Origin of the sequence: Streptomyces sp. NPDC048420, assembly GCF_040651535.1 — a bacterium.
In the GTDB taxonomy this organism is placed as follows: Bacteria; Actinomycetota; Actinomycetes; order Streptomycetales; family Streptomycetaceae; genus Streptomyces.
On sequence record NZ_JBEZKG010000005.1, the window covers coordinates 146,094 to 163,356 of the forward strand.

General features: G+C 70.8%; 18 protein-coding genes. 8 read left to right on the top strand and 10 right to left on the bottom strand.

Features of this window, described 5'->3' with window-relative positions:
• The first annotated feature begins 122 nt into the window (after positions 1-122).
• Genes AB0D34_RS10310 through AB0D34_RS10320 form a run of 3 tightly spaced genes read left to right on the top strand, consistent with a single transcriptional unit; the run spans position 123 to position 3,168 of the window.
• Positions 123-884 (top strand): SDR family oxidoreductase, encoded by a 762-nt coding sequence (locus AB0D34_RS10310; RefSeq protein WP_362659408.1) that lies wholly within the window; start codon positions 123-125, stop codon positions 882-884.
• Positions 881-2,548 carry an AMP-binding protein gene (locus tag AB0D34_RS10315; protein WP_362659411.1) on the top strand — a complete coding sequence of 556 codons (1,668 nt, stop codon included), beginning with the start codon at positions 881-883 and terminating at the stop codon, positions 2,546-2,548. Before AB0D34_RS10310 ends, AB0D34_RS10315 begins: the two co-directional genes overlap by 4 nt.
• Positions 2,549-2,574: 26 nt before the next feature.
• Positions 2,575-3,168: a TetR/AcrR family transcriptional regulator gene (locus AB0D34_RS10320; RefSeq protein WP_362659414.1), complete on the top strand. Its 594-nt coding sequence runs from the start codon at positions 2,575-2,577 to the stop codon at positions 3,166-3,168.
• A gap of 8 nt (positions 3,169-3,176) precedes the next feature.
• On the opposite strand, the gene AB0D34_RS10325 is transcribed toward AB0D34_RS10320, so the two are convergent.
• From AB0D34_RS10325 to AB0D34_RS10355, 7 genes are all read right to left on the bottom strand, one after another.
• Positions 3,177-4,391: an acyl-CoA dehydrogenase gene (locus AB0D34_RS10325; protein WP_362659417.1), complete on the bottom strand. Its 1,215-nt coding sequence runs from the start codon at positions 4,389-4,391 to the stop codon at positions 3,177-3,179.
• A gap of 5 nt (positions 4,392-4,396) precedes the next feature.
• Entirely contained in the window at positions 4,397-5,440 is a 1,044-nt protein-coding gene (locus tag AB0D34_RS10330; protein ID WP_362659420.1) for a phosphotransferase family protein, read from the bottom strand.
• Positions 5,441-5,634: 194 nt separating this feature from the next.
• A complete protein-coding gene (locus AB0D34_RS10335; protein WP_362659423.1) occupies positions 5,635-5,931 on the bottom strand; it encodes a hypothetical protein in 297 nt (98 codons plus the stop codon).
• A 129-nt stretch (positions 5,932-6,060) separates the two neighbouring features.
• Positions 6,061-6,384 carry a DUF202 domain-containing protein gene (locus AB0D34_RS10340; protein ID WP_362659426.1) on the bottom strand — a complete coding sequence of 108 codons (324 nt, stop codon included), beginning with the start codon at positions 6,382-6,384 and terminating at the stop codon, positions 6,061-6,063.
• On the bottom strand, positions 6,381-6,773 hold the full coding sequence (locus AB0D34_RS10345; RefSeq protein ID WP_362659429.1) for a DUF202 domain-containing protein: 393 nt from the start codon (positions 6,771-6,773) through the stop codon (positions 6,381-6,383). Before AB0D34_RS10345 ends, AB0D34_RS10340 begins: the two co-directional genes overlap by 4 nt.
• A 128-nt stretch (positions 6,774-6,901) precedes the next feature.
• Positions 6,902-7,417: an NUDIX domain-containing protein gene (locus tag AB0D34_RS10350; protein WP_362659432.1), complete on the bottom strand. Its 516-nt coding sequence runs from the start codon at positions 7,415-7,417 to the stop codon at positions 6,902-6,904.
• Between the two features lie 654 nt (positions 7,418-8,071).
• Positions 8,072-8,965: a DMT family transporter gene (locus tag AB0D34_RS10355; RefSeq protein ID WP_362659435.1), complete on the bottom strand. Its 894-nt coding sequence runs from the start codon at positions 8,963-8,965 to the stop codon at positions 8,072-8,074.
• A 442-nt stretch (positions 8,966-9,407) separates the two neighbouring features.
• Here AB0D34_RS10355 and AB0D34_RS10360 point away from each other — a divergent pair, with 442 nt between their 5' ends.
• From AB0D34_RS10360 to AB0D34_RS10375, 4 genes are all read left to right on the top strand, one after another.
• On the top strand, positions 9,408-10,358 hold the full coding sequence (locus AB0D34_RS10360) for a hypothetical protein (protein ID WP_362659438.1): 951 nt from the start codon (positions 9,408-9,410) through the stop codon (positions 10,356-10,358).
• Positions 10,359-10,387: 29 nt separating this feature from the next.
• On the top strand, positions 10,388-11,920 hold the full coding sequence (locus AB0D34_RS10365; protein ID WP_362659441.1) for an APC family permease: 1,533 nt from the start codon (positions 10,388-10,390) through the stop codon (positions 11,918-11,920).
• A 464-nt stretch (positions 11,921-12,384) separates the two neighbouring features.
• Complete coding sequence (locus AB0D34_RS10370; RefSeq protein WP_362659444.1) at positions 12,385-13,113, top strand: molybdopterin-dependent oxidoreductase; 729 nt, start codon at positions 12,385-12,387, stop codon at positions 13,111-13,113.
• Positions 13,097-13,717, top strand: a complete 621-nt coding sequence (locus AB0D34_RS10375; protein ID WP_362659446.1) for a cytochrome b/b6 domain-containing protein — start codon at positions 13,097-13,099, stop codon at positions 13,715-13,717. Before AB0D34_RS10370 ends, AB0D34_RS10375 begins: the two co-directional genes overlap by 17 nt.
• A 25-nt stretch (positions 13,718-13,742) precedes the next feature.
• On the opposite strand, the gene AB0D34_RS10380 is transcribed toward AB0D34_RS10375, so the two are convergent.
• The 3 genes from AB0D34_RS10380 to AB0D34_RS10390 all read right to left on the bottom strand — a co-directional run bounded on the left by AB0D34_RS10380 (position 13,743) and on the right by AB0D34_RS10390 (position 16,420).
• A complete protein-coding gene (locus AB0D34_RS10380) occupies positions 13,743-14,342 on the bottom strand; it encodes a YdcF family protein (RefSeq protein WP_362659449.1) in 600 nt (199 codons plus the stop codon).
• A 130-nt stretch (positions 14,343-14,472) separates the two neighbouring features.
• Positions 14,473-15,870, bottom strand: coding sequence for a gluconate:H+ symporter (locus tag AB0D34_RS10385; protein WP_362659452.1), 1,398 nt, complete (start codon positions 15,868-15,870; stop codon positions 14,473-14,475).
• Between the two features lie 43 nt (positions 15,871-15,913).
• A complete protein-coding gene (locus AB0D34_RS10390; RefSeq protein WP_362659455.1) occupies positions 15,914-16,420 on the bottom strand; it encodes a gluconokinase in 507 nt (168 codons plus the stop codon).
• A gap of 137 nt (positions 16,421-16,557) precedes the next feature.
• Between AB0D34_RS10390 and AB0D34_RS10395 the strand changes: the two genes are divergently transcribed.
• On the top strand, positions 16,558-17,259 hold the full coding sequence (locus AB0D34_RS10395) for a FadR/GntR family transcriptional regulator (RefSeq protein ID WP_362659457.1): 702 nt from the start codon (positions 16,558-16,560) through the stop codon (positions 17,257-17,259).
• The last annotated feature ends 4 nt before the right edge of the window (positions 17,260-17,263 follow it).

The window sequence follows — 17,263 nt, forward strand, 5'->3', positions numbered from 1 at the left end:
CGGTTGTCTGTGGCTGGTCGCGCAGTTCCCCGCGCCCCTGAGTGGGCCAAAGGACCCCTTCCTTCCACACATACCGACCGGTTAGTCTGGGCCCGCAGTCGAGCCGCAGTCGAAGGAGACCGATGGTGGAAGCCCTGCACGACGCCGGAGTGGTTGTTACCGGGGCGGGAGGTGGCATCGGGGCTGCGCTGGCCCGGCGGTTTGCCGCCGAGGGGGCTCGGGTCGTTGTCAACGACCTTGATGCCGGGCGGGCCAAGGCCGTCGCCGAGGAGATCGGGGGGATCGCGGTCGCCGGGGATGCCTCGGCCGTCGTCTCCGAGGCCCGTGACGCCCTGCACGGCGTCGTCGACGTCTACTGCGCCAACGCCGGGGTCGCCTTCGGGGGCGACTCGCTCGACGAGAGTGCCTGGGCCACCTCCTGGGACGTGAACGTCATGGCGCACGTCCGGGCCGCGCACGCGTTGCTTCCGGGGTGGCTGGAGCGGGGGAGTGGGCGGTTCGTGTCGACCGTTTCCGCCGCGGGGTTGCTCACCATGATCGGGGCCGCTCCCTACGCCGTCACCAAGCACGGCGCGCTCGCCTTCGCCGAGTACCTGTCGCTGACGTACCGGCACCGGGGGATCAAGGTGCACGCGATCTGTCCGCAGGGCGTGCGGACCGACATGCTCGCCGCCACCGGGAGCGCGGGGGACCTGGTGCTCAAGCCGACCGCCGTGGAGCCGGAGGATGTGGCCGAGGCGTTGTTCCGGGGGATGGAGGAGGATCGGTTCCTGATCCTGCCGCACCCGGAGGTCGCCGAGTACTACCAGGCGCGGGCCGCCCAGCCCGATCGGTGGCTGGCCGGGATGAACCACATCCAGCAGAAGTGGGAGGACGCACGGTGACGGAATCCGGTTACGCGGCCAAGCCCTGGGTGGCGCTGCTCAGCGAGGCCCAGCGTGGTCCGATCGAGCCCGCCGACTCCCTTGTGCACGCCCTGCGGCGGGCCGTCGCCAAGGCGCCGGAACGGCCCTTCCTCGCCTACTTCGACGGACGGCTCAGCTATCGCGAGGTGGACGAGCTGAGCGACTCCGTCGCCGGGCGCCTCGTCGCGCGCGGACTGGAGCGCGGGGACCGGGTGGCGATCCTGCTCCAGAACTCCCCGCACTTCGTGCTCGCGTTGCTGGGCGCCTGGAAGGCGGGCGCGACCGTCGTACCGGTCAACCCCATGTACAAGGCGGGGGAGGTCGGGCACGTCCTGCGGGACGGCGAGGTGGCCGCGCTGATCTGTTCCGACCGGGCCTGGGAGTCGTATCTGCGCGATACGGCGGCGGAGTCGCCGGTGAAGATCGTCCTCACCGGGTGTGAGTTGGACTTCCAGACCCGCGGGGACGCGCGCGTGCTCACCTTCGAGCGGTCTCCGGAGGCCTCCGACGCCGAGGACCTTACGGCCGTCGCGCGTGCGGGGCACAAGGCGCCCGAAGGCCGGGAACCCGGGCCGGACGACATCGCGCTGATCAGCTACACCTCCGGCACCAGCGGCACGCCCAAGGGCGCCACCAACACGCACGGCAACATCATGTACAACGCCGAGCGGCAGCGGACCGGGCTCCCACTGCCCGAGGCACCCGTGTACTACGCGCTGGCGCCGCTGTTCCACATCACCGGGATGGTCTGCCAGCTCGGGGCGTGTCTGAACAGCGTGGGCACGCTCGTGCTGACGTACCGCTTCGAGGCGGGCGTGGTCCTGGAGGCCTTCGCCGAGCACCGGCCGCACTACACCGTCGGCCCCTCGACCGCGTTCATGGCACTGGCCGCCCACCCGGACGTCACGCGCGAGCACTTCTCCTCCTTCGTCAACATCTCCTCCGGCGGGGCACCGCTGCCGCCCGCCCTGGTGGAGAAGTTCCGGGCCGGCTTCGGGCCGTACATCCGCAACGGCTACGGGCTGACGGAGTGCACCGCGCCCTGTGCGTCCGTGCCGCCCCAGCGGGAGGCGCCCGTCGACCCGGTGTCCGGGACGCTCGCGGTGGGCGTGCCGGGGCCCGAGACGGTCGTACGGATCGTCGACGAACAGGGCGCCGAGGTGCCCTTCGGGGAGCAGGGCGAGATCGTCGTCCGCGGGCCGCAGGTCGTGCCCGGCTACTGGCGCCGACCCGAAGCGACCGCCGAGACCTTCCCGGACGGGGAGCTCCGCACGGGTGACATCGGGTTCATGGACCCGCAGGGCTGGCTGTACGTCGTGGACCGCAAGAAGGACATGATCAACGCGTCCGGCTTCAAGGTGTGGCCGCGCGAGGTCGAGGACGTGCTGTACACGCATCCGGCGGTGCGGGAGGCGGCCGTCGTCGGGGTGCCGGACGGGTACCGCGGGGAGACCGTCAAGGCGTACATCAGCCTCCGTCCGGGTGCCGAAACCGACCCCGATGCGCTCGCCGCGTACTGCAAGGAGAGACTGGCCGCCTACAAATACCCGCGGCAGGTGGAGATCCTGCCCGACTTGCCCAAGACGGCAAGTGGGAAGATCCTCCGTCGGGAACTGCGTTCCCAACCGCAAGGCAGTGAATGACCTCTAGGAAGGCAGGTGGCGGCACAGTGCCCAGGACGACGGACGGAGACGGTACGCCCGTCCCGCAGCGGCTGCTGGCCGCCGCCACCCGGCTCTTCGCCGAGCAGGGCTACGACCGCACCTCCGTGCAGGAGATCGTCGAGGCGGCCGGCGTCACCAAGGGGGCGCTGTACCACTACTTCGGCTCCAAGGACGACCTCCTGCACGAGGTGTACGCGCGCGTGCTGCGCGTCCAGCAGGAGCGCCTCGACGTGCTCGCGAACACCGGCGAGCCGATCGAGAAGCGCCTTCGGGCCGTGGCCGCGGACGTCGTGGTGACGACGATCGAGAACCTCGACGACGCGTCGATCTTCTTCCGTTCGATGCACCACCTGAGCCCCGAGAAGAACAAGCAGGTGCGCGCCGAGCGGCGGAAGTACCACGAGCGCTTCCGCGCGCTGGTCGAGGAGGGCCAGGAGTCGGGTGTCTTCTCGAAGGCCACCCCGGCCGACCTGGTGGTGGACTACCACTTCGGCTCCGTGCACCACCTCTCGACCTGGTACCGCCCGGACGGTCCGATGGGCCCCCAGGAGGTGGCCGACCATCTGGCCGACCTCCTTCTGCGGGCCCTGCGGCCGTAGAGCGCGTTCTAGAGGTACTTCTTCAGCTCCCGCCGGGCCAGCGACCGCTGGTGCACCTCGTCCGGGCCGTCCGCGATCATCAGGGTGCGGGCGCCGGCGTAGAGCTCGGCCAGCGGGAAGTCCTGGCTGACTCCGCCCGCGCCGTGCAACTGGATGGCCCGGTCGATGATGTCGACGACCGCGCGGGGCGTGGCGATCTTGATGGACTGGATCTCGGTGTGGGCGCCCCGGTTGCCGACCGTGTCCATCAGCCAGGCCGTCTTCAGGACCAGCAGACGCAGCTGTTCGACGGTCACGCGCGCGTCGGCGATCCAGTTGTGGACCACGCCCTGCTGGGCCAGCGCCTTGCCGAAGGCCGTACGGGAGACGGCCCGGCGGCACATCAGCTCGATCGCCCGCTCGGCCATGCCGATCAGCCGCATGCAGTGGTGGATCCGGCCCGGGCCGAGGCGGGCCTGGGCGATGGCGAAGCCGCCGCCCTCCTCGCCGATCAGGTTGGCGGCCGGCACGCGCGCGTGGTCGAAGATCACCTCGGCGTGGCCGCCGTGGTAGTGGTCCTCGTAGCCGAAGACCTGCATCGCACGCTTGACGGTGACGCCCGGGGTGTCGCGCGGGACGAGGATCATGGACTGCTGGCGGCGGATGTCCTCGCCGTCCGGGTCGGTCTTGCCCATCACGATGAAGATCTTGCAGTCCGGGTTCATCGCCCCGGAGATGTACCACTTGCGGCCAGTGACGACGTACTCGTCGCCGTCCCGCTCGATGTGCGTGGTGATGTTGGTGGCGTCGGCGGAGGCCACCTCCGGCTCGGTCATCGCGAACGCGGAGCGGATCTCACCGGCGAGCAGCGGCTCCAGCCACTGCTTCTTCTGCTGCTCGTCGCCGAACTGGGTGAGCACCTCCATGTTGCCGGTGTCCGGCGCCGCGCAGTTCAGCGCGGTGGGCGCGAGCTGCGGGGAGCGGCCGGTGATCTCGGCGAGCGGGGCGTACTGGAGGTTGGTCAGCCCGGCGCCGTACTCGGAGTCGGGCAGGAAGAGGTTCCACAGGCCCTGGCGGCGGGCCTCGGCCTTCAGCTCCTCGACCACGGCCGGGGTGTCCCACGGCGAGGCCAGCTGCGCGCGCTGCTCCTCCGCGACCGCCTCGGCGGGGTAGACGTACTCGTCCATGAAGGCGAGCAGCTTGCTGCGCAGCTCCTCGGTGCGCGCGTCGAACGCGAAGTCCATGCGGATCAGCCTTCCTGGATGCCGTCGTGAAGAGTGGTCAGACCGTGCTGGATGAAGACCGGGACCAGGTCGCCGATGCGGTCGAAACCGTGGCCTACCGTCTGGCCCAGGGTGTAGCGGTAGTGGATGCCCTCCAGGATCACGGCGAGCTTGAACCAGGCGAACGCCGTGTACCAGGACACCGCCGTCACGTCCCGCCCGGAGCGCTCGGCGTACCGCGCGACCAGTTCGGCCGGATCCGGGTGGCCCGGGGCCTCGGCGGTCGTGGAGATCGTGGAGTCGGGCGCGCCCAGCGGCACGCTGTACATCACCAGCAGACCGAGGTCGGTGAGCGGGTCGCCCAGGGTCGACATCTCCCAGTCGAGGATCGCCTTGATCTGGTCGTCGTCGCCCATCAGGACGTTGTCGAGCCGGTAGTCGCCGTGCACGACCGTGGCCGTGGGGGACTGGGGCAGGCGGCGGCCGAGGGTCGCGTGCAGCTCGTCGATGCCGGCCAGGTCGCGGTTGCGGGAGGCGTCCAGCTGCTTGCCCCAGCGGCGCAGCTGGCGGTCCAGGAAGCCCTCGGGGCGCCCGAAGTCCGCGAGCCCGACCTCCGCAGGATCCACCGCGTGCAGCTCCACGAGGGTGTCCACGAGGGACAGCACGGCGTCGCGGGTGCGCTCGGGGCCGAGGGGCGCGAGCTGGTCGGCGGTGCGGTACGGGGTGCCCTCGACGAACTCCATGACGTAGAACGGCGATCCGGGCACCGCCCCGTTCTCGGGGTCCTCGCACAGCAGGACCGGGTTCGGCACCGGCACGTCCGTGGCGTGCAGGGCGCTGATCACCCGGTGCTCGCGCTTCATGTCGTGCGCGGTGGCGAGGACGTGGCCGAGCGGGGGCCGTCGTACGACCCACTTCGACGGGCCGTCCGAGACCGCGTAGGTGAGGTTGGACCGTCCGCCCTCGATCAGCCGGCCGGTCAGGGGGCCCTGCACCAGGCCGGGCCGCTCGCGGTCGAGCAGGCCGCGCAGCCGGTCGAGATCGAGGCCTGGCGGATGGTCGGGGCTCATCGGGGCTCCTTACGCGCGCGTGGACGTGACCCGACCATCATGCCGACTGGTCGGTATGTCGTCCAGAGGGGGAGGGGGACGTGATCCGGTCCACGATAGGCGGACAGCTCCCCGCGTGGTGCGGCGGGGAGCTGTAAGGGGTGCTGCTCTTCGGTGCTTGTGGTGCTGTGGTGCTTGTGGTGCTTGCGGTCAGGTCAGTGGTCGTCCCAGTGACCTTCGTGGGCCGCGTGCCGGTGGCCGTCGTGGAGGTAGTCGACGTGGTCACCGTGCAGCACGCTCTCGTGTCCGCAGTCCTGGCCGTGCCGGTGCTCGTGCCCCTCGTGCGAGACGTGGTCGCCGGCCTCGCACTCGTCCCAGTGGCCGTTGTGCGCGCGGTGCAGATGCCCGTCGTGCGCGTAGTCGACGTGGTCCCCGTGCGGCACCTCGGTGTGACCGCAGTCCGGGCCGTGGGTGTGCGTGTGGGAGGCGTGTTCGTGGTGGAGGGTGGTCATGGTGCTCACCTTCGAAGCGACGGGCGATGACGTCGGACAGGCTGCCACGGGTGGGGTGCATATCGGGCGATTCGGTGTGCGTGGCGCGCGGGTGCCCAGGGCTCCCCCCCAGAACACTCCTCCTGCCCCTCAAAACACCAACGACGCCCCGCACGCCGCCATCGCCACCGTGCACAGGACCGCCACTGTGGCGGATCGGGAGGTGAGGGCGGTCGGGGTGTCGGTCGCGGTCAGGGTGCGGATGCGGCGGTGGGCGAGGAACAGGAAGGCCAGCCAGAGGGCGCAGCACAGGGCGCAGGCGACAAGGCCCGCGGGAGACGGGCCGCCGTGCAGCGCGGACTTCACGGCGAGCACGGCGCACGCGGTACCCGAGAGAGTCGTACGGCGCCAGGCGAGCCGGGTGCGTTCGGGCTGGAGCCCCGGGTCGCGCTCGGCGGCGGTGTCCTCGCTCATCCCTCCCACCCGACGAGCACGACGACGACCATGGCCACGGCGACCACCGCGACCACCAGGCTCAGCAGCGCCGGGAACCGCGACACCGGCAGATCCTCGCCGCGCCGCATCGCCCGCTCGCACCGCACCCAGTGGTTGACCGCACGCAGCGAGCACAGCACCCCCGCCGCGAGCAGCGCGAGCGCCAGTCCGACCCGCCAGCCCCAGCGCAGATCCGGCAGGAACTGGTCCACGGCGAAGCCACCGCCGATCAGTGCGAGGGCGGTGCGCAGCCAGGCCAGAAAGGTGCGTTCATTGGCCAGCGAGAACCGGTAGTCGGGGGTACTGCCCTCCTGCCGGACCTCCTCGGGGGCGAACCAGACGCGGACGTTCCGTGCGAAATCGATCACGCGCACGAGCCTATCGGGGACCGGGAGACGGAGGGGTTGTCAGTGCTGCCGGTTACCGTTCGGACCCTGGATGTTCCCACGTCACAGGTACAGCCCCCGCACGGTACGACCCGCGGACCGGCGAGCCCTCAGCCCATCGACCGGTACGCCTTGAGCCGATCGTACGCCGCCAGTCCGTCCGGGACCCACGCCCAGTCCCGCAGCCGTAGCTCCACCTCGTCCTCCGGCAGGAAGTCGTGCCAGGCGACCTCCTCGACCTGGGGGCTGACCGGGAGCTCGCAGCGGACCTCGTATACGGCGGACCACCAGGTCTGGCCGGCGCCGTCGTCGTAGAGGAACTTGAAGAGGTACTTGGGGCGGGGCAGACCGCTCACGCCCAGTTCCTCCTCCGCCTCGCGCAGGGCCGCGTCGTCGTAGGACTCGCCCGCCCCGACGACTCCGCCGACGAACATGTCGTACAGGGACGGGAAGACCAGCTTCGTGGATGTGCGGCGGTGGACGAAGAGGCGGCCCTCGGCGTCCCTGGCCTGGATGAAGACACAACGGTGGCGCAGGCCCTTGGCGTAGGCCTCACCGCGCGGGGACTGTGCGACGACGACGTCGTTCTCGTCGACGATGTCGAGGATCTCGTCAGCAGCGCTCATGTCCCCTATCCAAGCAGGGGTGCGCAGCCGGGTCGGGGGCCGCGTCCAGTCAGGGGCGTGAAGCCACACTCCGCATCCATGCGCGGACACGTAGCCAGGCGCTGGCTGGCTTTTCCTGCACGGATGCTCATTCCTGCGGAAGTCTGCCGTTCGGGAGGGGGTGCGTGTTTCTGCGGAAGTCTGCCGTTCGGGAAAGGTCCTGGAGTCGTCCAGAACCCAGCGTCCAAGCGAAGCCGCGCAGTCGCCCAGAACCCCGCGTCCACGTGGAGTCACGCGGTCGGTCGGAAGTCCGTATCCGAGAAGGGGCCAACGCCCGCCCGGAGGCCCGTGCCCGAGTAAAGCCCCGTCGTCGTCCAGAACCCCGCGCCCGATCAAAGCCCCGTAGTCGTCCAGAAACCCGCGCCCGATCAAAGCCCCGTAGTCGTCCAGAACCCAGCATCCAAGCGAAGCCGCGCAGTCGCCCAGAACCCCGCGTCCACGTGGAGTCACGCGGTCGGTCGGAAGTCCGTATCCGAGAAGGGGCCCAGACCCGCCCGGAGGCCCGTGCCCGATCAAAGCCCCGCAGTCGCCCAGAACCCCGCGCCCGATCAAAGCCCCGCAGTCGTCCAGAAACCCACCTCCAAGCAGAACCCCGAGTCCGCCCGGACGCACGCCTCAGCTCGGCTGGAGGTTCCGTGCAGGTTGCGACCGGGCGGCGCCCGAGGGCATCGCCGGGTGCATCCCCAGCAGCAGGATGCCCACGACGACCGCCGCGAGCCCCAGCGCCTCCCAGGTCAGCGCGCCGGTGTCGGTGCGCAGCCGGTCGCCCAGGAAGCCCACTCCGCAGATGATCCCGGCGATCGGCTGGGCGGCGGTGAGCGCGGGCAGCGACATCCGCAGCGGCGCGGTCTCGAACGCGCTCTGTACCAGGATCAGCCCGGTGACGCCGAGGGCCAACACGGCGTACGGCTGCCAGCCGGTCAGCAGTTCGGCGAGGCCGCCCTCGGAGAAGCGCTGGCCGCTGACCCGGGTGAGGGCGTCCTGGACTCCGTAGAGCAGACCGGCTGCAAGAGCCAGCAGGACCGGGCCCGCGCTGAGGCGGGAGCGCTTGGCGTAGGTGGTGAGCAGCAGGGCGAGGCCGATCATCGCGCCGATGATCAGCCAGTGCCGGAAGGGATCGTCGACCGCCTCACCGCCGCGCGGCTTGCCCGCCACGATGAACGCGGTGACCCCGCCCGCCAGCAGCGCGAGCCCCGCCCAGCCCTGGCGGCCCAGCGGCTGCTTCGTCTGCTTGCGGGAGAGGGCCAGGGCGAAGAGGAGGTTCGTGGCGAGGAGAGGTTCGACCAGCGAGACCTCGCCCTGGCTCAGCGCGATCGCGCCGAGGACCATGCCGGCCACCATCAGACCGATGCCGCCGAGCCAGCGCGGCACCTTCACCAGATCCAGGAGCAGCCGGGGCGAGAGGAAGTCGCTCAGCGGGGCCTGACGGGCCACGTTCTGCTGGAGCACGAAGCCGAAGCCCAGGCAACAGGCAGCACTCACGGCGAGAATCAGAACCAGAACCGACACGCGGGTACCTCGATCGTCCGGCCGGGCGGCGGGGTGATAGTCGCCGACTGTAGCGTCCCAGTGCCCGGCTAGCCCCTGGGAGTACCCGCATGCGCGCCGTCGACGCGGTCACCGCGTCCTTCTCGGCGGCGGGGGTTCCCGCCATGGTGCGGTGCGCAGGAGGGCGGCGCCATGGCGTACGCCACAAGTGCGGGGTCTTGACCGGGTCCCATCGGCACCGGACAGTCACAACTTCCCCTCAGGTATGGAGAGTTGACGCGTGTAACGCGCCTTCGACCCTTGACGCGATCCATTGGTGGGGGGTTGGCTGTCCGTGATCAGTCGATGGCGGTGCGAATCGGCCACTCGGTCTGCCCGCATGGGCTGACGACACCCTCTCCCGCATGGACTGACGGCACCCCCCGCCCGCTCCGCGCCATGTTCCGTGAGGAAAGCCCACACGGTGTCCCCACCGCCGCCATCCTTCGGCCGCAGTCGAAAACGTGCCGCCCAGGCATTCGACGCGGCCCTCGACGACGCCGAACTCGTCGACGCGCGCGCCGCGTTGGCGCAGGGCAGGTGGCAGGCGGTACGGGCGCTGCTGGCCAGGACGGGTGACGAGTGGGACCTGCGGGGGCACCGGGTGACGGTCCTCGCAGCGGAGCCCTACAGCGACGCCTGGGCCCGGGACTGGCTGGTCGCCGAACCGGACTCCGCCGACGCCGCCGTACTGCTGGCGCTCGCCCTGGTGCAGCGCGCCCGGCTGGGCAAGGGAAAGCCCGCCCCCGCGCGCGAGGCCTGCCGGAGCGCGGCCGGGCGCGCGCCCGCCGACCCCACCCCGTGGCTCGGCCTGCTCCTGCTGGAGCGCGATCTCGGCGCGGCGGACGAGGTGGCCGACGTGTTCGGCGAGATCAGGCAGCGGTACGCCGACCACCACCACGCCCACCACCTGATGGTCGCCCGGCTCGCCGAGCGCCGCGCCGAGGCGGGCCCCGACCCGCTGCACGAGGTCTACGACTTCGCCAACTGGGCCGCCGAGCAGGCCCCCGCCGACTCCCCGCTCGCGATCCTGCCGGTCATCGCGCACACCGAGCGCTACCGGGCCCTGGCCGCCGCCGGGCACGAGCCCCGCGACCCGGCCGCCTCCGCCCACTGGACCGGCCGCCGGGCCCGCCAGGTGATGAAGGCGGCCTTCGACTGGTGGCTGGAATGGGAGCACGAGGGTCACCCCCGCCGACTGGTCGACCTGAACTTCCTCGCCCACGCGAAGGTCTGCGAGGGTCGCGGCGCCGAGGCCGCCGCCCTCTTCCACCGCATCGGCGAACGCCCCACCCCGGCCCCCTGGTCCTATCCGGACCGCGAGCCGTACTCCGCCTTCCGTGCCGCCCGCGACCACGCGCTCGGCACGGTGTAGCACCCCCGAACCCCAGAAGGACGGTCCCCATGACCACCGAGAGTTCCAGCAAGAGCAGACCAGGCATCAGTACGTTCAAGGGGCAGGAGCGGGCCCTGCGCGCAGGGCGTCTCGGCACCGGGGGCCTGCTGCTCTCGGTGCTCGCGGCGACCGCGCCCCTCATGGTCGTCGCGGGTGTCATGCCCACCACATTCGCGGTGATGGGGATCGTCGGCCAGCCCCTTCTCTACGTCGTTCTGGGCGTGGTCCTCGTCCTGTTCAGCGTCGGCTACGCCGAGATGAGCCGGCACGTCCACAACGCGGGCGCCTTCTACGCCTACATCTCCCGCGGCCTCGGCGCCACGGCCGGAGCGAGCGCCGCCCTCGTCGCCCTGGTCGCCTACAACGCCCTCCAGGTCGGTATCTACGGCATCTTCGGCTTCGAGGTCTCCGGCCTGTTCGCCACCTACACCCACCTGTCGGTGGCCTGGTGGATACCGGCGCTGGTGGTCGCCCTGGTCGTCGGCGCGCTGGGCTGGCTGAAGATCGACGTCAACGCGCGCGTGCTCGGTGTCCTGCTGATCGTCGAGGTCGCCCTGGTCGTCATCTTCGACATCGCCGCCGTCGCCGACCCGGCGGCGCAGGGCCTGTCCCTGCACGCCTTCAACCCGGACACCCTCAGCGGCGCCGGCGTCGGCACCGCCCTGTGCTTCTGCATCGCCGCCTTCCTCGGCTTCGAGCAGGCGCCCGTGTACGCCGAGGAGACCAGCCGCCCGCACATCCTGGTGCCGCGCGTGATGTTCCTGGCCGTCGGCGGGGTCGCCGTGTTCTTCGCGCTCAGCAGCTGGGCCCTCACCGTCGCCACCGGGCCCTCGGCGATCGTCGCCGAGTCCCAGAAGCAGAGCGCGGGACTGCTCTTCGGCCTCACCGAGGCCCGCCTCGGCGGCACGTTCACCGACGTCCTGCACGTGCTGTTCGTGACCGGCATGTTCGCGGCCATGCTCAGCTTCCACAACGTCGTCGCCCGCTACGCCTTCGCCATGGGCCGCGAAGGCCTGCTGCCCGCCGCCTTCGGCCGCACCAACAGCGCGAGCGGCGCGCCCGGCACCGGCTCGCTGCTCCAGACCGCCGTCTCGGTGATCGTCGTGATCGTCTTCGCGGTCGCCGACGACAAGCCCACCGGCGACCCGACCGTGCCGGTCCTCCACCTGTTCACCTGGTTCGGCAACCTCGGCTCCCTCGGCGTGATCGTGCTGATGGCGGCCTCCTCCGCCTCCGTGATCGCCTTCTTCGTCCGGCGCGGGGCGGCGGGCGCCCAGGCCTGGCGCCTGGTCACCTCGGCCCTCGCGGGGATCGCCCTGCTCGTGATCGCCGTCTACACGGTCAAGGACTTCGACGTCCTGGTCGGCGCGGGCCCGGACTCCTCGCTCAGCTGGCTGCTGCCCGGCATCATCGCGATCGCCCTGCTGATCGGCCTGGTCCAGGGACTGGTGATGCGCGCCCGCAGACCCGAGGCACACGCGCGAATCGGACTCGGCAACGAGGCCTTCCAGCTGGAGAAGGCGGCGGGCGAGACGTCGTAGCCCTCGGCGCCGGAGCGCGTGCCGGGGGTCCGGGTGTTCGGTCGCGCGCTGGGGTGGTTCCGGGAGTTCGATCGCCAGCTGAGGGTGGGTCCGGGTGTTGGGGCGCCTGAGGGTGGGCCCGGGTGTTGGGGCGGGCGTTTGGGGCGGTCCCGGGGTGTCGGGGCGCCTCAGGGTGGGCCCGGGTGTTCGGTCGCGTGTTGGGGGCGGTCCCGGGGTGTCCGGGCGCGCGTTGAGGGTGGGCCCCGGTGTTCGGGCGCCCGCTGAGAGCAGTCTCAGGCGTTCGGGCGCCCGCTGAGACCGGCCCCCGTCGCCCGGACACCCGCTGAGACCGGCCCCCGGGACACCTGAAAGCGGCCCCCATCGCCCGGACGCTCCCTGAGAGCCGGGTGAGAACTGCTTACGGAAGTCTGACGAGCACCCGCGATTCCTGGTCCCACCGGGGTCGCGGGTGTTCGAATGGATACGTGAACTCCGAACAACCCGAGGAGCAGCACGGCACGCCGATCGGCCGCCGGGTCCTCCTCGGCACCCTCGGCCTGGGCGCCCTCGGCGTGGTCGCCGCGCCCACCCTGCAACGCGGCCTGGAGGCCTTCCTCGGCAGCGCCGCCGACAAGGACCCCACCGGCCTCACGGGCCTGCTCCCCAACGGCGGCGGCTTCCGCTACTACTCGGTGACCTCGTCCGTGCCGCACAAGAACGCCCAGAACTACCGCCTCAAGATCGACGGCCTGGTCTCCCGCCCGCGCACCTACACCCTGGCCGACCTGCGGGCCCTGCCCCAGACCCGGCTGGTCAAGGACGTGCAGTGTGTGACGGGCTGGCGGGTCCCGGACACCCCGTTCGAAGGCGTACGACTCTCCGCGCTGCTGGACGCCGCCGGAGTGACCGCGAAGGCGGGTGCCGTCCGCTTCACCTGCTTCGACGGGGCGTACACCGAGAGCCTCACCCTCGACCAGGCCCGCCGCTCGGACGTCCTGGTCGCCCTGCGCATGCAGGACAAGGACATCGGCCATTCCCACGGCGGCCCGGTCCGCCTCTACGTGGCCCCCATGTACTTCTACAAGTCCGCCAAGTGGCTGTCCGGCATCACCGTCACCGAGGACGTGGAGCCGGGCTACTGGGAGAACCGGGGCTACGACATCGACGCCTGGGTCGGCAAGTCGAACGGGCGGGACGATGAACCTACGAGTTGACGCCCCGCCGATGACACGGATCCGGCGCTTCGGCCGCACCCAGAAGTGGGTCCACCGCACCACCGCCGCACTCATGGGCATCTGCGTGGCGACCGCCGCCTGCCTCTACCTCCCCCAGCTGGCGGAACTCGTGGGCCGCCGGGAGCTGGTGGTCCGCATCCACGAATGGGCCGGTCTCGCCCTGCCCGTACCGGTCCTGCTGGGCGTGGCCTCCCGCGCCTTCCGCGCCGACCTGGGCTTCCTGAACCGTTTCGGCCCGCACGACCGCGTGTGGCTGCGCGCCGCCCTGCACCGCGACAAGCGCCGCTCGTCCCGCCCCGCGGGCAAGTTCAACGCGGGCCAGAAGATCTACGCCGCCTGGATCGCCGGCGCGAGCCTCGTGATGCTCGGCACCGGCCTGCTGATGTGGTTCACCCACCTCACCCCCATCCAGTGGCGCACCAGCGCGACCTTCGTGCACGACTGGCTCGCCCTCACCATCGGCATCGTCCTCGCGGGCCACATCGGCATGGCCCTCGGCGACCCGGAAGCCCGGCGGGGACTGCGGACGGGGACGGTGAGCCAAGAGTGGGCGGAACGGGAGCATCCATTGTGGCGGCCGTAGCGTGACGTCACGCGGCAGCAGTTCTCTACGGCGTGCCCTTGTGTTCGTCGGTCCGCAGGCCCCGCAGAGTCCATAGTCCGTACAGAGCCAGCAGCGGTTTGACGACGGTCCATTCGCCGGGGCGGTAGTCGTCCGCGCGCACCAGCCGCTCCGCCAGATCAGGGCGCTGCCGCCGCAAGTAGGCGCGGGCCTTGAGCGCATGAGCCGGCTGGGAGACGATCTTGATGCGGTCCACGTCCTCGAGCAGCGGGATCACGTTCGTGATGTTCTCCCACGTCGTCGTGGACCGGTCCTCCAGGAGCACCGGGCCCTCGAACCCGAGCACCGATTCCGCGTAGTCGGCCATCAGGCGGGCCTCCGTCGCGCCGCTGCCGGTCGCACCACCGCTGAGGATCAGGCCGGCCCCGTGCGTACCGTCCGCGGTGAGGGAGCGGACTCCGGCACGGACCCGCCACCGGTTGATCAGGTTCGCTGTGTCCCCGGGGTTGCGGTATCCCAGGACCACCACGGCCGAGGAGGCGCCCCGGGCGTCACCCACGAGTCCTCTGGACCAGCGCCAGTTCAGCCACTCGCCCCAGACCAGGGCCACAGCCCCGGCCATCACCAGTCCCGTCCTCCGCCGCATGCCGGGACTCTAGGGCACCTCGGTGCCGGATCCCCACGTCGGCAACGGCAACGGCAACGGCAACGGGCGAGGCCGGAAACCGTGCCTCGCCCGCTCGGGTGCCCTCGTGGCCGTACTCCTGAATGACCGGCTACATGACCAACGAGAGCAGGAGCACCAGACCGCCCGCGACCACCGAGATGATCGTCTCCATGACCGACCAGGTCTTGATGGTCTGGCCGACGTCGAGGCCGAAGTACTCCTTGACCAGCCAGAACCCGGCGTCGTTGACATGGCTGAAGAAGAGCGAGCCGGCGCCGATGGCGAGGACCAGGAGGGCCGTTTCGCCGGTGGACATGCCTTCCGCGAGCGGGGCGACCAGGCCGGCCGCGGAGATCGTCGCCACCGTGGCCGAGCCGGTCGCCAGCCGGATCGCGACCGCGATCAGCCAGGCCAGCAGAAGGGCCGGGATCGACCAGTCCTTGGAGATGTCCAGGACCATCTGACCCACACCGGAGTCGATCAGGGTCTGCTTGAAGCCACCGCCCGCGCCGACGATCAACAGGATGCCGGCGATGGGCGCGAGGCCCTTCTCGACGAGCGGGGAGAGACGGTCCCGGCCGAAGCCGGCCGGGCGCAGCAGCGTGAAGATGCCGACGAGGACCGCGGCCAGCAGGGCGATCATCGGGGAGCCGATGACGTCGAAGACGCGCTGGGTGAGGTTCTCCGGGTCGTCGACCACGATGTCGACCAGTGCCTTGGAGAGCATCAGGACGACCGGGAGGAGGATGGTGGCGAGCGTGGGGCCGAAGTTCGGGCGCTTCTCCAGTTCCTCCGAGGCGCGCTGGGGAATCATGCGGTCGGGCGCGGGGACGTCGACCCAGCGGGCCGCGTACCGCGAGAACAGCGGACCGGCGATGATCACCGTCGGGATGGCGACCAGGACGCCTAGCGCGAGCGTGACGCCGAGGTTGGCGCCGACCGCGTCGATCGCGACCAGCGGGCCGGGGTGCGGCGGCACCAGGCCGTGCATCACGGACAGGCCCGCGAGGGCCGGAATGCCGATGCGCATCAGGGAGTAGTTGCCGCGCTTGGCGACCATCAGCACGACCGGGATCAGCAGGACGACACCGACCTCGAAGAAGAGGGGCAGTCCGATCACGGAGGCGATCAGGACCATCGCCCACGGCATCGAACGGCCGCCCGCCTTCTCCAGGATCGTGTCGACGATCTGGTCCGCCCCGCCCGAGTCGGCGAGCATCTTGCCGAGGATCGCGCCGAGGGCGATCAGCACACCGACACCGGCGACCGTGGTGCCGAGGCCGGTGGTGAAGCTGGCTATGGCCTTGTCGAGCGGCGCCCCGGCGACCGCGCCGAGCACGAGTGTGCCCAGGGTCAGCGACAGGAAGGCGTGGAGCTTGAACTTCGTGATGAGCAGGACGATGACGGCGATGCCCGCCAGTACGGCGATGCCCAGCTGAGCGTGACCGGCCGAGGTGATCGGCTCCGGTGCGTCCGCTGCCAGCATCTCGACGCTGAGTCTGGTCACGGGGTTCCCTTGCAGGTACGGGGACGTTCTTCGGAAAGGGGTGTTACGGGAGTTCGGCGAGCGCCTTCGCGGCCCGCCCGGTGATCTCCTCCGGACTGCCGGACACGTCCACCGCGACCCCGGCCTCGTCCTCCTGGAGAGGCTGGAGCGTGGCGAACTGCGAGTCCAGCAGCGCGGTGGGCATGAAGTGCCCCTGCCGGTGCGCCATGCGGTCCTCGATGAGGGCGCGGTCGCCCGCCAGGTGCACAAAGACGACCCCGGGTGCCTCGGCCCGCAGCCGGTCGCGGTACGACCGCTTCAGCGCCGAGCAGCTGACCACCCCGCCGAGCCCCGCCCGTCCGTGCGCCCAGGAGCCGATGGCGTCGAGCCACGGCCACCGGTCCTCGTCGGTGAGCGGGGTGCCCGCCGACATCTTGGCGATGTTGGCCGGCGGGTGGAAGTCGTCGCCCTCCGCGTACGGAACGCCGAGCCGGGCCGCGAGCAGGGGACCGATGGTGGTCTTCCCGGTGCCCGCGACGCCCATGACCACGACGACATGGGGGGTACTCATCGCTGCCTCACTGTCTGGTTTCGTCTTCGACAGGTGATGTCGACGCAACTGAAACCGATTAGGTACGACGAATTCAAGACCCTGTGACAAATAAGTCTGACTTTTTGGTGGTGTGACGCGCCCCGTACTCTGAGTGCATGAGCACATCGGGCCGGGGGCTGCACGGCCAGGTACTGGAGTCCCTCGGCCCCGCCATCACCGCGGGTGAGTACCCGCCGGGCAGCGTTCTGCGTACCGACGAACTCGCCCAGCGCTTCGACGTCTCACGCTCGGTGATGCGCGAGGCGGTCCGGGTCCTGGAGTCCATGCACCTGGTCGAGTCCCGCCGCCGCGTCGGCGTGACGGTCCGGCCCAAGGCCGAGTGGAACGTGTACGACCCCCAGGTGATCCGCTGGCGGCTGGCCGGCGCCGATCGACCTCAGCAACTGCGCTCCCTGACCGTGCTGCGCTCGGCGGTCGAGCCGGTGGCCGCGGGCCTGGCCGCCAAGAACGCGACCGCCGAGCAGTGCGCCGAACTCACCGAGTGCGCGCTCGGCATGGTCGCCAACTCCAAGGGCCACCGCCTTGAGGGCTACCTCTTCCACGACATCGCGTTCCACCGCGTGATCCTCAACGCCTCCGGCAACGAGATGTTCGCCCATCTGGGCGACCTCGTCGCCGAGGTCCTCACCGGCCGCACCCATCACGAGGTCATGTTCGAGGACCCCGACCCGGCCGCCGTCACGCTCCACGTCCGCCTCGCCGAGGCGATCCGCGCGGGCGACGCGGGCCACGCGGAGGAACTGACCCGCGAGATCGCGGTGGGCGCCCTGCACGAACTCGACATCCTGGCGCCGTAGTCCA

What these genes read in the sequence shown, in the direction of transcription:
- AB0D34_RS10350 (WP_362659432.1), bottom strand. Translation starts at nt 7,417, where the DNA reads ATGAGCGCTGCTGACGAGATCCTCGACATCGTCGACGAGAACGACGTC.
- AB0D34_RS10395 (WP_362659457.1), top strand. Translation starts at nt 16,558, where the DNA reads ATGAGCACATCGGGCCGGGGGCTGCACGGCCAGGTACTGGAGTCCCTC.
- AB0D34_RS10365 (WP_362659441.1), top strand. Translation starts at nt 10,388, where the DNA reads ATGACCACCGAGAGTTCCAGCAAGAGCAGACCAGGCATCAGTACGTTC.
- AB0D34_RS10325 (WP_362659417.1), bottom strand. Translation starts at nt 4,391, where the DNA reads ATGGACTTCGCGTTCGACGCGCGCACCGAGGAGCTGCGCAGCAAGCTG.
- AB0D34_RS10335 (WP_362659423.1), bottom strand. Translation starts at nt 5,931, where the DNA reads ATGACCACCCTCCACCACGAACACGCCTCCCACACGCACACCCACGGC.
- AB0D34_RS10310 (WP_362659408.1), top strand. Translation starts at nt 123, where the DNA reads ATGGTGGAAGCCCTGCACGACGCCGGAGTGGTTGTTACCGGGGCGGGA.
- AB0D34_RS10330 (WP_362659420.1), bottom strand. Translation starts at nt 5,440, where the DNA reads ATGAGCCCCGACCATCCGCCAGGCCTCGATCTCGACCGGCTGCGCGGC.
- AB0D34_RS10340 (WP_362659426.1), bottom strand. Translation starts at nt 6,384, where the DNA reads ATGAGCGAGGACACCGCCGCCGAGCGCGACCCGGGGCTCCAGCCCGAA.
- AB0D34_RS10380 (WP_362659449.1), bottom strand. Translation starts at nt 14,342, where the DNA reads ATGCGGCGGAGGACGGGACTGGTGATGGCCGGGGCTGTGGCCCTGGTC.
- AB0D34_RS10375 (WP_362659446.1), top strand. Translation starts at nt 13,097, where the DNA reads ATGAACCTACGAGTTGACGCCCCGCCGATGACACGGATCCGGCGCTTC.
- AB0D34_RS10390 (WP_362659455.1), bottom strand. Translation starts at nt 16,420, where the DNA reads ATGAGTACCCCCCATGTCGTCGTGGTCATGGGCGTCGCGGGCACCGGG.